Source organism: Ignavibacteriales bacterium (assembly GCA_016709765.1).
Lineage (GTDB): Bacteria > Bacteroidota > Ignavibacteria > Ignavibacteriales > Ignavibacteriaceae > IGN3.
In genome coordinates this window covers 138605-151608 of sequence record JADJMD010000009.1, presented here as the reverse complement: position 1 = coordinate 151608, position 13004 = coordinate 138605, and the positions used below count along the sequence as shown (strand labels likewise).

Genomic DNA, 13004 nt, shown 5'->3' with positions numbered 1-13004 from the left:
GGAATCTCATTAAAAGTTTACTCTAACATTTAGCATTTTAGTTTTGGTCATATAGTTTTCGCCAACACTAAAATCAAACATATGTGCATCAACATAAGCATCAACAAGATTTAAAAAATAAGTTAAGACCATATAAATCGCAAACTCATCACGTTGATCTCTGTAAAAATCACGATAACTTAAATATATAGAATTTCCAGTTTGTGTATAAAGATTTTTATAATCGAGGTAATTATTGTTATTATCAACCCACGCATAAACAAACCAGCCCATTACACCCCAAACAACAGGAGCTTTCCAATATGATTCATTATAAATCTGTCCTAAACCCGGAATAATTGCACTTCTAGCAACTGCTCCCCAAGGAGATTTTTGCATTACAAAAATATCAGAACTGATTTTTGTTGTGTCTTGAATTGTGGTTGTATCCTGTTGTGAGAATAAACTAAGATTAAGAATAAAAACGAGTGAAATAATCTTAATTATATTTGCTGTCAATAATTTCAAAAAGTTCAAACAATCTTTCTAATTCATCGTTAGAGAAAAATTCTATAATAATTTCACCGCTGCCACTTTTATCTTGTTTACATTTAACTTTTGTACCGAATATTTTTCTAAGCTTATCTTCAACATCGTTGAGATTTGAATTAACAGTTTGCTTTGTTTTTACGGTAAAAGATTTTTTACTCGGAATACCTTCGCTAATTAGTTTTTTAGTAAGATACTCTACTTTTCTAACAGATAAATTATCTATTAAAATTCTATCAAGTGCATATAGCTGAAAATCTTCACTCGGTAGATTGATTAATGCTCTTGCGTGTCCCGCGGAAATACTTTCATCAACCAAACATTGTTGAATTTTTTCAGGAAGTTTTAATAATCTAATTGAGTTTGCAATAGTGGTTCTGTCTTTTCCAACTTTATCTGCAATTTGCTCCTGCGTTAAATGACATTCATCCATCAATCTTTTGTAAGCTTTACTAACTTCTATTGGATTTAAGGTTTCTCTCTGAATATTCTCAATCAATGCTAGGGCAAGCATTATTTCATCAGAATCAACCTTGATGATATAGGCCGGAATTTCTTTGTAACCGATATCAGAATAAGCGCGTAAACGTCTTTCACCGGAGACTAACTGATACTGGTTGCCGGCAACTCGTCTAACAGTTATTGGCTGAATCAATCCATTTGCGATTATAGATTTTTTTAATTCTTCTAGTGCAAGTGGATCAAAATTTAATCGTGGTTGGAACGGGTTTGGTGAAATGAAATCAACTGCAATCTTAGCAAGTACATCAACCTGTTTGCCGTCATCAAATTTTACATTTGAGTAATCCGGATTTTTCTGTTCATCTGTTTCAGTAAATCTATTTGGATTGATTAACGCATCCAATCCTCTTCCTAAACTCGATTTCATTTTACTCATATCATTAGTTTTTTAAAATATCTGAATTATTTTCCAGAAACTCAGACGCCAAAGCCATATAATTTTGCGCACCGCTGGAGATCGCATCATAAAGAATTATTGGTTTACCGTAACTTGGTGCTTCAGAAATTCTTACATTCCTGTTGATTACTGTGTTATAAACTTTATCGCCAAAATATTTTCTAACTTCTTCCGCAACCTGATGTGATAATCTTAGCCTTGTATCAAACATTGTAAGTAGAACGCCTTCAATTGCCAACTCTTTATTAAAATGTTTTTTACGATGTTAATTGTATTTAATAGTTGTCCTAATCCTTCCAATGCAAAGTATTCACATTGAACTGGAATCAAAACAGAATCTGATGCAGTGAGTGAGTTTAATGTAAGCAAACCAAGCGATGGCGGGCAATCAATCAAGATATAATCGTATTTATCATTTACTTCTACAAGTGCTTTTTGTAAAAGTGTTTCCCGGTTCTCCAAATCTACCATTTCAATTTCTGCTCCAACCAGATTTATGTTTGATGGAAGCATATCTAAAAACGGCATAAAAGTATTTATAATCACTTCGCTAATATTTCTTGTCCCAACTAACACTTCATATACAGATGGATTTTGATTTATTACGCTTAATCCGGATGAAGAATTTGCTTGAGGATCGATATCAACTAATAAAGTACGCTTTTCGGCAGCAGCCAGCAATGAGGATAAATTGATGGTTGTGGTTGTTTTACCCACTCCACCTTTCTGATTTGCTATAGAAATTATTTTTGCCATCTAAATAGAATTGTTAAAAAATTGAGTTCAAAGATAATCGAATGAAAGTTATATATAAACACTTAAAATCATAATTCTATTTCTTCACCAAAAGTTAAAACATTGCATTTTGTGCCTTTTGCTTCAACAAGTTTTTTAAATTCGTTAGGATCAGAATTTATTATAGGAAAAGTATTGTAGTGCATAGGTATTGCTATTTTGGGATTTGCAAGTTCAACAGCTTTTACTGCATCTGTAATTCCCATCGTATAATTATCACCAATCGGGAGCAACATATAATCTATGGGATTCATTTCACCAATTAGTTTCATATCATAAAACAATCCTGTATCACCTGTGTGATAAACAGTTTTTCCATCAATTGTTATTAAAACTCCAGAAGCTTCGCCAGTATATTTATTATCTGGTGAAAGTGATCCGTGATGGGCAATTGTAAATTTTACTCGTCCAAACTCAAAATTATGCGCTCCGCCAATATGCATATTATGTGCGTTAAGTCCTTTAGATTTAACCCATTCAGCCAATTCATTAACACAAATAAATAGGGAGTTACATCGTTTACCAATTTTTAATCCATCACCAACATGGTCTCCGTGTCCGTGAGTAAGAATTATGTACTCTGCAGCTACATCTTTGGATTTTACTGGGCTAAAAGGATTATCATCTAAAAATGGATCAATTAATATTTTTATACCAACATTTGTTGTGATCTGAAAAGCTGAGTGACTATAATATTTAAGTTTCACGGTTTTACTTCTCCTCTGTTAAGATAATTGTTTTAGAAAATCCTTAAGAACATTACTCGAGGCAAACTTCGCCAATTCAACTCTAAATATTTCTTCTAAAGATACTTTTTTTTCATTTGCTTTAGTAATGATTTTAGAATCAATTTCAATTTGATTTTCGATCGTTAAAGTGTTTATGTTTTCTAAAGAAATATCAACATCTCTAACATTACCGGAAGAATCCTGTAGCTTCTGAATGATATTGTATAACTTTAAATACTTTTTCTTATCATAACAAACAATAAATAACTCCATTGAATATCTAACTCTACGTAACGCAATTCTAACATCGTGCAGACTCTTGACAGATAAATCCTTGAAATATTTATCAACATAAATAAGTAGACTTTTAATGCGGCTTTCTAAAATCGTATTTGCTGTTCTCTTAAACTGTTTTGAGACTTTAAGCTTGTCAATTTCCCATTTACGCTTCATAATTTTCTTTACTTGAATAATATTTTAATAAAACCAAGAATAGCTTTAATAGGATTCATTTTACTTTTTTCATTTCCATAAATTGTAGAAATATCAACAGATCCAATTTTATAACCAGCTCTGGCTGCATAGATAATCATTTCACTTTCCGCTTCATATCCAAAAGAAAATGATTTAACTTTTTTAGAACATCAATCTTATATGCACGATATCCGCATTGGCTGTCTAAAATCCTTTGTCCAGTTTTTAAAGATAGAAATATTGAGGTAATTTTATTACTAAGAATTCTCTGAAACGGCATATCTTCAGTATCATTAAGCCTATTTCCAATGACAATATCAAATTTATTAAGATGAGAAATAAAATCGGGAATAAATGCCGGGTTATGCTGCTTATCAGCATCGAGAGTAATTATATAATCGAAGTTTTCCTTGACACACTTATCAAAACCTTTTTGCAACGCATAGCCCTTACCATAATTCCGATCTAAAGAAATTATTCGGACATCATCATTATCAACAATTGTTTTTTCTGAATTATCAGTTGACCCATCATTTACAGCAATAATAATATCAACAAATTTCAGTGTTTCAGAAATTACATCCGATAAAAAATCTTTTTCATTATAAAAAGGAATAACTGCACAAACTTTAACTTTTTGATTTAAGCTGGTCAATAAATCCTTTCCATCCTTTTTTCTCCGGTGCTCTTAATCCCCTATTTATCCTTCGTCTAAGAGCTTCTTTTGATAATCCTTTCACAAGTTCACCATTTTCAGCAACCGAAATGCTTCCTGTTTCTTCTGAAACTATTACGCTAATCACATCTGCTTGTTCAGAAATTCCTAGTCCAGCGCGGTGTCTCATTCCCAACGCTTCGCCTTTGATGGAAGTTGATTGAGAAAGAGGTAGTGTACATCTGGCGGCTTCAATAAAGCTTTTATTAACAATTACAGCTCCATCGTGTAGCGCAGAGCGTGGATAAAAAATTGAAGTAAGTAATGGGGCACTCAATCGTGCATTTATTATTTCGCCCGTTTCCGCAAAACCCCTTATTCCTGATGATTTTATTAAAACAATTAATGCACCGTGCTGATGCTGCGATAACTGAAACGCCGCATCAACTATAACATCAGAAACTTCGTGAGATTCTGTTTTTGCAAAGACTCTAAAGAAACGATTTCGAGCCAATAAAACCAATAGTCTTCTAATTTCAGGTTGAAATAAAATTACAAATGCAATTACCCAAATATCAGTTATTAAAGTTAAGAGTCTGCTTACGGCTCTAAAATTAAGAAGTTGTGATAGGAATGAAACTAAAATAATTACTAATAGTCCAATTACAATTTGTGCTGCAACTGTTCCGCGCAAAATCGTATATAATTTGTAAAAAATAAATGAAACAATAGCAATATCAATTACATCCGAAAGCGTTATTGTAAGAAAACCTATTTTAAAAAGATCAATCATTAAATATTAGAGAATGTGTGAGACTAATTTAACTATTTGATTACAATATTCTACATTGTGCGTACGAATTATTCTTGCTGATTTTAAAACTGAAATTGTTTCTAAAATTACAGTCCCAATTTCTCTTTGATCGAGATCCAGATTTAAAGTTTTACCAATAAAAGACTTTTTTGATAGGCCAATCATTATCGGATAGCTTAGCGATTGGAAGTAATCTAAATTCTTAATTAGTGTAAAATTATTTTCAACAGTTTTTCCAAATCCAATTCCAGGATCAACAATTATTTTTTCAACACCATTTTGTTTTGATTTAATACTTTGTACAAGTAAAAAATCATAAACATCTTTTACTACATTTTCATATTCTGGATTCTCTTGCATCGTTTTAGGGTTGCCTTTGATGTGCATAATTACAACGCAAGCATCAAATTTTTTTGCAGTGCCTATCATGTTTTCATCAAAGGTTAAACCGCTTATGTCATTTACAATTTGAGCACCAGAATCTAGACTTTGTTTTGCTACTTCACTTTTAGTTGTGTCAATAGAGATTAAGCTATCTTTTCTTAATTCAAATATTTTTTTTATAACAGGAATCGTTCTGTCTAATTCTTCATTAATAGAAACAGGATTAGAACCCGGGCGGGTGGATTCGCCGCCAATATCTATTATATCTGCACCATCATCAATTAACTTTAATGCATGGTCAATCGCTTTATCTAATGAAAAATATTTTCCACCATCAGAAAATGAATCAGGTGTAACATTAACTATTCCCATTATCTTGGGAAGATCAAAATCTAGTTCTTTATTTCTGAATTTGTATTTAGGATTGATCATCTACAAATTTCTTTCACTAAAATTAAATAAAAAAAGCGGTTCAAAGCCGCTCTTAATAAGATCTTTTTAGTTCTTATTATGAATTAATTAAATTCTTCAACTCAGTTGTTGACGCTGAAATATTATCCGAATGAAAGATGGATGAACCTGCAACAAATACATCGCAACCAGCCTTTGAAACTGACTTTATGGTATGTCTATTTATTCCGCCATCAACTTCAATCAAGAAATTTGCACTTAAAGATTTTTTTAACTCTACTGCTTCTGCTATTCGACGTTCAGAATTTGAAATAAAACTTTGTCCGCCAAATCCCGGATTAACAGTCATAATTAAAAGCAAATCTATGTATTCAGCGATATCTTTTAAAGATGCAACAGGAGTAGATGGATTTATTACAACGCCTGCTTTTGCGCCTAATTCTTTTATACGATTTACTGTTCTGTTCAGATGAACAACTTCTTCAAAATGGACTGAAATAATATCTGCGCCTGCATTTCGAAAATCTTCTAAATAATTATCAGGATTTTTAATCATCAAATGAACATCAAGTGGTAGCCTAGTAGATTTTTTTGCAGCTTTAACAATAACAGGTCCAAAAGTAATATTAGGAACAAAATGTCCATCCATAATATCACAATGAATCCAGTCTGCACCGCTCATTTCAACCAATCTAATTTGTTGAGCAAGATTTGAAAGATCGGCTGATAAAATTGACGGAGCTAATAGTTTCATTTAATTCTCCTCAGGAAATTCTACTAGTTCCTGAATCTTTCCTTCTTTTGTGATAAAGAGATCAACCGTGTTTCCGCTGTTTAATTTATTTCCGGGTGCTGGATACTGGTCGAGAACAGTATTTGGTAGCAAGGTACTTGAAATTTGATAATTAACTTTTCCAACTTTGAGTGTGCTGTCTGATAAAACTCTTTGTGCTTCAGTTAAAGATTTTCCAATTAAATCCGGAACAATTATTTCTCCCGCACCTTTTCCGATGCTGACGGAAATTCCAACACTCTGCCCTTTTCTAATTGTAGTACCTTCGGCAAACTGTTGATCAAAAACCATATCTTTTGGTTGTGTGGAAGCTACTTCCTCAATCGAACCAAGTTTCAATCCGATTCTTTCTAAAAATAATCGAGCATCTCTAACAGATTTTCCTTTTAATAAGGGAACAGAAATTATTTGATCTCCGCCGCTAACAAATAAATAAATTGTTCTTCCCTCTTTTACAAGTTTTCCTCTTTCTGGTTTTTGTAAAAATATTCTTCCCGGTGGAAGTGATACCCCAAAAGAAGTATCAGCAATTGAAGGATTGAAATCAGCATCCTCTAAAGTTTTAAATGCTTCCTCTTCAGTCATTCCAACAACATTTGGAACGTTGATCTCAGAACCACTTACATAAAGAGGTAGTAAAATAAAATCAAATACAAGTATCATTGCGATTAGAATAGCTAATCCGATTAGAAGTTTTTGTACTATTGGATATTCGAGTAGTTTTTTCATTAGTTCAAATATATCATTAACCAAAATTTTTAACAAACAACTTTTGTATTAGATCAATCAAATTATATCAATAAAATAATTAGATTGCATGCGGTTAAGAAATATATTTTATGTATAAAAGCTACTATTATTTAAACAGGTTAACAATTGAGCTTAATAATCTTCTAGCTGGGAAAAGAATTGTTAGCATCTTTTCGCAGGAAAAAGATAAATTGATCATTCAGCTGGATGGAATCGATGAATTATTTATTGAGGTTTCAGTAAATCATTCAGTGCCATTCATTAATATCAGAAACAGATTTTCTAGAGCGAAGAAAAATACTATTGAGATTTTTAGTAAGCTGATAAACAAAACAATTAAAGAAGTTTTAATTGCTTCTGATGATCGGATCATTAGAATTAAAACTGATGGTGGAGACTTATTTTTTGCAATTCGTGGTAAGTACACAAATCTATTCTACAAATCAGATATGCTAACATCGTTTAAAAATGAAAGTGAAGAAATATTAAATCAGATTAATCAGGAATTTGAAAACAAGTTTTACTATAACCTTTTAAGTATGATTGATGCTGATTTGATAGATGGGCTAAGTATTGAAGAGATTAGAAAAAATATCAGTTTATTGGGCGTGAAATTGAATATGAAGTGAAGGTTCGAAGATCTGATATTGTAAGAGATTCTGAAATACTATTAAATGTTTTGCAGGATATTTTTACTAAACCTCCTGCAATCTATACTGATGAAGTTACTGCTGAAATACATATTGGATTTGATTCACTAAAAATATTTTCGAAACTGGATAAACAATTATTTGAAAGTATTGTTCAAGCTTTTAACCTCTTTTTGATTAAAAAATATCAGTACGAAGAAAAGAATAAAAAGTTAAAAAGGATAATTTTATATCTGGATAGAGAACTGAAGAAATATTCTTCACGTTTAAATAATCTGACTGCGGTTTTAGAAAAAGGTCCGCAAGATGATCTTTACGCAAGAATGGCAAATCTGCTTTTGATTAATTTGAATAATATTCATTCGGGACTCTCTGAAATTGAGGTTGATGATATATATAATCCAGGCAGCAGAATTCATATTAAGTTGGATAGTAAACTATCAGCAAAAAGAAATGTTGATAGATATTTTGAAAAGGCACGAGATAGTAAAATTAATTTTGAAAAATCGAGCAAATTATATTTAAGTTCTAAAAAAGAATTTGAAAGATTGATATCTTATCAACAAAAAATAGAAAATAATCCAATATTAGAGGATATAAATCAAGTAATGAATGAATTAAAAATTAAAGATGAAGAAAAATCAAATTTTTTTGAAGATATAGGAGCAAAATTCAAACATTATCTTATAGAAAATAAGTATCACGTTTACGTTGGCAAGGATTCATTAAATAACGATTTGTTAACTACAAAGTTTGCTAAACAAAATGATTTTTGGTTTCATGCTAGATCTGTTTCGGGATCACATGTTGTTCTGATAGTCGAAAATACAAAGGAAGCTATTCCTAAAAACATTCTTAAAAAAGCAGCATCCCTTGCGGCATATCACAGCAAAGCTAAAAGTGCGGGAATCGTTCCTGTGTCTTACACTCTGAAAAAATACGTATCAAAACGAAAAGGATCGCCTGCAGGTCAAGTTTCATTACTTAAAGAAGAGGTTTTGTTAGTAAAACCAGAAATTCCGTTGGATGTAGAATATTTAACAGAGTAAAATATTTTTAGTAGTATTTTGTCTTTAAAAAGAAAAATTCTATCTTTTCGCAGCATATCTTAATTAGTTCGTATAATCACAAAAAATTTGGGTCTAAATTAGTACAGTATATCATCAACAAATGAGGAAAAATATGAAAAAACTAGTCTATTTGTTCGTAATCGTAGGATTGGTTGCAATGAGCCAACAAAACTACGCACAGTTTAAAGATTGGGGAACAAAATTCGGTATTCGCGGAAGTATTTTATTCCCTGAAAATGAATTTGCAAATTTAGGGTTCAGTGGTAATGATAACACATCATTCGACTGGTTCAAAGCTTCCTGGCTAGGTGAAGCATTTTTTGGTTTCGAATTAACAAAAGCATTAGAACTTTCCATTAATGGCGGTTACGGAAAATATTCCGGAGTAGCTATGTTTGGTGAAGGAACTGATGTTGGTGAATCATACGAAACCACAATAATTCCAATCCATTTAAGATTTAAAGTTGCTCCTTTTGATGTAAAAGGTTGGAACCCTTATTTCTACATCGGTGGTGGAGTTATGAATTTTAGTGCTGATACAAAACCAGCTAATGTTGGTGGAAAAACTACCGAAGAGGATGGTTGGGTTGCTATTGTTCCAGCTGGTATTGGTGCTGAATTTGCTCTTGGTGAAAGAGTATTATTAGATTTTGCTCTTGGCGGAGCTCTCTCTTCTACATATGATCTTGATTCATATCGATCAGGTCCTGATGATATTTGGGATGCTTATTTGAATGCTTCTTTAGGTTTAACATTTACTGGTGAAAACTGCAAAGCAGACAAAGATATGGACGGCTTAGGTAAATGTGATGAAAAGAAAATCGGTACAGACCCATTAAATGCTGATACAGATGGCGACGGACTAAATGACGGTGAAGAATTCTTGAATTTGAAAACCGATCCTTTAAAAGTTGATACTGACGGTGATGGCTTAACCGACGGCGATGAAGTTATGAAATACAAAACTGATCCTTTAGTTGTTGATACTGATGGTGATGGTTTAGCTGATGGTGACGAAGTCATGAAATACAAAACCGATCCTTTGGTTGTTGATACTGATAAAGACGGCTTAAAAGACAGTGATGAAGTTATGAAATACAAAACCAATCCTGTTAAAGCTGATACAGACGGTGAAGGCTTAACTGATGGTGATGAAGTTATGAAATACAAAACAGATCCATTAAAAGCTGATACTGATGGCGAAGGCCTAAGTGATTCTGAAGAAGTACTAAAACACAAAACAAATCCATTAGCAAAAGATACTGATGATGGTTCCGTTGATGATTATACCGAAGTTAAACGCGGTACAGATCCATTAAACGCAGAAGATGACGTTGTTAAAATTGGTGTTCCAATCGTATTAGAAGGAATCATGTTCGATGTAGCTAAAGCTACAATCAGACCAGAATCAGAAGACAAACTAATGAAAGCTCTAAAAACACTTACTACTTATCAAGATATATCTGTTGAAATAAGCGGACATACTGATAGTGATGGAAGTGCAAAGAGCAATCAAAAACTTTCTCTTGCTAGAGCTGAATCAGTTAAAGCTTGGTTAGTTGCAAAAGGTATCGATGCTAATAGAATTACCACAATGGGCTATGGCGAAGACAAACCAATTGCTGATAACAAAACAAAAGAAGGCAAGCAAAAGAATAGAAGAATTGAGTTCACAAGAACTAAATAATTCTAGTCTAAATTAATTTAAAGGGTGTCTCTAGAGACACCCTTTTTTATTTTAAAGCTTAGATAAAATGTTTTATATTTGTGTGGTAAATATAAAATGCACCCGTCGCCCAACTGGATAGAGCATCTGACTACGAATCAGAAGGTTACAGGTTCGAATCCTGTCGGGTGTACAAAAAAAAAGCTCAGCTTAAAAACTGAGCTTTTTTCTTTTACTTGGATTCATCTTCTTTCTTCTGATACTTTGCTTTTTTACTTCCCTCATAACTATCAATCTGTAAAAGTACGCCTTCCAATTTTCCATTTACCAAAGGAATTCTTTTTGAAGTTTTTAGACCGATATATTTTCTTAAAGTTGGCTCGCCGGTATAAATAAAAGCAGTTGTGCCTTTACATTTTGTCTTTATAAAATCACCGAGCTCTCTATACAGGATCTCAACTTCACTTCTTTCACCAAGCCTAATTCCATACGGTGGATTAGTAATCAGAACACCATTTTCAAATTGATTAATGTGCTGGAACGGCTGCGCCGCTATTTCAATTGAATCCGAATATGGAAGTCGTGACAAATTTTCTTGTGCAACTTTAAGAGTAATCTGTGATTTATCACTGCCATAAATTAGTTCTTTTGGCAGAGGTATTATTTTACTATCAGCTTCATTTCTAACTTGAATCCATATAGATTCATCAAAATCAGGCAAATGGAAAAACCCAAAATTCTTTCTAAGTTTTTGTGCTGGAATTTTACAGTAGAGCATTAGTGCTTCGCAAATAATTGTACCTGAACCACACATACAATCAAGCAGTGGCTTTTCGCCATCCCATTTACTTAATCTAATAATTGCGGCAGCAAGAGTCTCTTGCATCGGAGCTTCACCTGCAAGGAGTCTGTATCCCCTTTTATGTAAAGACTCACCTGAAGTATCCAGACTTAAAATTGCTTTATCTTTTTCAATAAATAAATTAAACCTTACATCCGGACTACCTGTGTCAACATTTGGTCTTTTATCAAACTTTGCACGGAAGTAATCGGCAATTCCATCTTTTAACACTTGTGATGCGTACAATGAATTGTTGATTGTGCTTTTTGAAACAGATGATGTTATTGAAAATGTTTGATCTAATGAAAATATCTTTTCCCATTCAATTAGTTCAGCAGTTTTCATAATCGCGTTAGCGTTATTGCAATAAAATGATTTTAGCGGCGCTAATACTCGCGAGATTGTTCTAGCAGTGTAATTTATTTTATACAAAGTAAAATGATCAGCTTCAAAATATATTCCACGATATGAGACTTTTGTATTTTTCGCACCAAGCTCAATTAATTCCTGTTCACATAATTCTTCCATCATCCCGGGAACTTGTGCAAAATAAATGCTATTTTTTTGATAATCGTACATTGTAATAATCCAACCTAATAGGTAAATAAAATATTATTATTAAATTAAATATAACTATTAGGTTGATGTCTTACCCAACAAAATACATTATTTGACTTTTTTGAATATTTTATATGATATGAGGTAAGAACGAGTAGTAGATTTTTTATTTAATTAGTATCAATATTAGCAGAATGATGATTAGGTAAATAAAATCTAAAAAATATTTTTTAAAGTGAGCATTGATATGATACATTTCTCAATAACGTTGTTGATTTTTATGACCTTAATTAAGTAAGATTTTTAATTAAAAGGCTGTTTCAAATCAAATAATGTATTATCAAATAATAAAACAGCCAATAAATATTTTGTTTTGACTATTGAACGTCAGGAATTCTAACAGCAGAAAATGAACCGCTTATATTCAATTCAGCCTGTGAAATTTGCTCTATCAATTTACCGTTGATATTCCCCTCAATTTTTCCACTAATAGCACCATAGCTGCTAATTGTTGTTGTTCCCTGACTTGCACCTATATAAAAACTTGAAGCATTCTTTAAAAGTAGTGCTCCATTATCATCATTCCAGTTTATTGTGCCTGTTTGATTTCCCTTAAATATTATAGCAAAATAAAGTGAGTCATTATCTACTATCCCTGAAAACTGAATTGCAGTGACCGTATCTGAAAGTGAGAATTCGGCTATACCATTACTGAGTGTAACAGATTTATTTACGTAGCCGGCACCATTTAATGTTAAAGTTGCTTGAGCTTGTACTATGTTTCCTGGATCAACAGGGTTATCCGACTTTTTAGAACAGCCAATCGCAAGAGTTAGAATCGTTAAGATCATAACCGTAAACAATGGAGATTTTAGTTTTTTCATTTTACTTTTCCTTTTAATTGTGAATGAAATTGAACTTTTTTGTTATCATATAAGGCTTAATATTATTGCAATTATTGAAATAGC

The 13004-nt window shown here is 32.2% G+C and carries 14 protein-coding genes, 1 tRNA gene and 1 pseudogene; 4 read left to right on the top strand and 12 right to left on the bottom strand.

Annotated features, from left to right (window positions below):
• Positions 1 to 9: 9 nt before the first annotated feature.
• The 10 genes and pseudogenes from IPJ23_04600 to IPJ23_04555 all read right to left on the bottom strand — a co-directional run bounded on the left by IPJ23_04600 (position 10) and on the right by IPJ23_04555 (position 7230).
• Positions 10 to 498 (bottom strand): hypothetical protein, encoded by a 489-nt coding sequence (locus tag IPJ23_04600; protein ID MBK7629974.1) that lies wholly within the window; start codon positions 496 to 498, stop codon positions 10 to 12.
• Complete coding sequence (locus IPJ23_04595) at positions 479 to 1417, bottom strand: ParB/RepB/Spo0J family partition protein (GenBank protein MBK7629973.1); 939 nt, start codon at positions 1415 to 1417, stop codon at positions 479 to 481. The genes IPJ23_04600 and IPJ23_04595 overlap by 20 nt, the downstream gene beginning before the upstream one ends.
• 13 nt (positions 1418 to 1430) lie before the next feature.
• Positions 1431 to 2203, bottom strand: a pseudogene (locus tag IPJ23_04590) (ParA family protein).
• Positions 2204 to 2271: 68 nt separating this feature from the next.
• Complete coding sequence (locus IPJ23_04585; GenBank protein ID MBK7629972.1) at positions 2272 to 2949, bottom strand: metal-dependent hydrolase; 678 nt, start codon at positions 2947 to 2949, stop codon at positions 2272 to 2274.
• A gap of 18 nt (positions 2950 to 2967) precedes the next feature.
• Positions 2968 to 3423 carry a CHAD domain-containing protein gene (locus tag IPJ23_04580; GenBank protein MBK7629971.1) on the bottom strand — a complete coding sequence of 152 codons (456 nt, stop codon included), beginning with the start codon at positions 3421 to 3423 and terminating at the stop codon, positions 2968 to 2970.
• A gap of 136 nt (positions 3424 to 3559) precedes the next feature.
• Entirely contained in the window at positions 3560 to 4099 is a 540-nt protein-coding gene (locus IPJ23_04575) for a glycosyltransferase family 2 protein (protein MBK7629970.1), read from the bottom strand.
• Entirely contained in the window at positions 4074 to 4892 is an 819-nt protein-coding gene (locus IPJ23_04570) for a TIGR00159 family protein (GenBank protein MBK7629969.1), read from the bottom strand. Before IPJ23_04570 ends, IPJ23_04575 begins: the two co-directional genes overlap by 26 nt.
• Positions 4893 to 4898: 6 nt before the next feature.
• Positions 4899 to 5729, bottom strand: coding sequence for a dihydropteroate synthase (gene folP / locus IPJ23_04565; GenBank protein ID MBK7629968.1), 831 nt, complete (start codon positions 5727 to 5729; stop codon positions 4899 to 4901).
• Between the two features lie 76 nt (positions 5730 to 5805).
• Positions 5806 to 6462, bottom strand: coding sequence for a ribulose-phosphate 3-epimerase (locus IPJ23_04560; GenBank protein ID MBK7629967.1), 657 nt, complete (start codon positions 6460 to 6462; stop codon positions 5806 to 5808).
• Positions 6463 to 7230 (bottom strand): PASTA domain-containing protein, encoded by a 768-nt coding sequence (locus IPJ23_04555; protein ID MBK7629966.1) that lies wholly within the window; start codon positions 7228 to 7230, stop codon positions 6463 to 6465.
• Between the two features lie 110 nt (positions 7231 to 7340).
• Between IPJ23_04555 and IPJ23_04550 the strand changes: the two genes are divergently transcribed.
• From IPJ23_04550 to IPJ23_04535, 4 genes are all read left to right on the top strand, one after another.
• On the top strand, positions 7341 to 7880 hold the full coding sequence (locus tag IPJ23_04550) for a hypothetical protein (GenBank protein MBK7629965.1): 540 nt from the start codon (positions 7341 to 7343) through the stop codon (positions 7878 to 7880).
• A complete protein-coding gene (locus IPJ23_04545) occupies positions 7877 to 8950 on the top strand; it encodes a DUF814 domain-containing protein (protein MBK7629964.1) in 1074 nt (357 codons plus the stop codon). Before IPJ23_04550 ends, IPJ23_04545 begins: the two co-directional genes overlap by 4 nt.
• Positions 8951 to 9083: 133 nt before the next feature.
• Positions 9084 to 10658, top strand: coding sequence for an OmpA family protein (locus IPJ23_04540; GenBank protein MBK7629963.1), 1575 nt, complete (start codon positions 9084 to 9086; stop codon positions 10656 to 10658).
• Positions 10659 to 10756: 98 nt separating this feature from the next.
• Positions 10757 to 10830: transfer RNA gene (locus IPJ23_04535), tRNA-Arg, on the top strand.
• A gap of 39 nt (positions 10831 to 10869) precedes the next feature.
• On the opposite strand, the gene IPJ23_04530 is transcribed toward IPJ23_04535, so the two are convergent.
• Together IPJ23_04530 and IPJ23_04525 are read right to left on the bottom strand one after the other, a co-directional pair.
• A complete protein-coding gene (locus IPJ23_04530) occupies positions 10870 to 12057 on the bottom strand; it encodes a class I SAM-dependent RNA methyltransferase (GenBank protein ID MBK7629962.1) in 1188 nt (395 codons plus the stop codon).
• 356 nt (positions 12058 to 12413) lie between these two features.
• The gene (locus IPJ23_04525; protein MBK7629961.1) at positions 12414 to 12920 is read right to left on the bottom strand and encodes a hypothetical protein; all 507 of its coding nucleotides are present in this window, start codon (positions 12918 to 12920) and stop codon (positions 12414 to 12416) included.
• Positions 12921 to 13004: the final 84 nt, after the last annotated feature.

Bases quoted from the DNA above. Each gene is read 5' to 3' on its own strand.
- IPJ23_04595 (MBK7629973.1), bottom strand. From the start codon at position 1,417: ATGAAATCGAGTTTAGGAAGAGGATTGGATGCGTTAATCAATCCAAAT.
- IPJ23_04580 (MBK7629971.1), bottom strand. From the start codon at position 3,423: ATGAAGCGTAAATGGGAAATTGACAAGCTTAAAGTCTCAAAACAGTTT.
- IPJ23_04570 (MBK7629969.1), bottom strand. From the start codon at position 4,892: ATGATTGATCTTTTTAAAATAGGTTTTCTTACAATAACGCTTTCGGAT.
- folP (MBK7629968.1), bottom strand. From the start codon at position 5,729: ATGATCAATCCTAAATACAAATTCAGAAATAAAGAACTAGATTTTGAT.
- IPJ23_04560 (MBK7629967.1), bottom strand. From the start codon at position 6,462: ATGAAACTATTAGCTCCGTCAATTTTATCAGCCGATCTTTCAAATCTT.
- IPJ23_04555 (MBK7629966.1), bottom strand. From the start codon at position 7,230: ATGAAAAAACTACTCGAATATCCAATAGTACAAAAACTTCTAATCGGA.
- IPJ23_04550 (MBK7629965.1), top strand. From the start codon at position 7,341: ATGTATAAAAGCTACTATTATTTAAACAGGTTAACAATTGAGCTTAAT.
- IPJ23_04540 (MBK7629963.1), top strand. From the start codon at position 9,084: ATGAAAAAACTAGTCTATTTGTTCGTAATCGTAGGATTGGTTGCAATG.
- IPJ23_04530 (MBK7629962.1), bottom strand. From the start codon at position 12,057: ATGTACGATTATCAAAAAAATAGCATTTATTTTGCACAAGTTCCCGGG.
- IPJ23_04525 (MBK7629961.1), bottom strand. From the start codon at position 12,920: ATGAAAAAACTAAAATCTCCATTGTTTACGGTTATGATCTTAACGATT.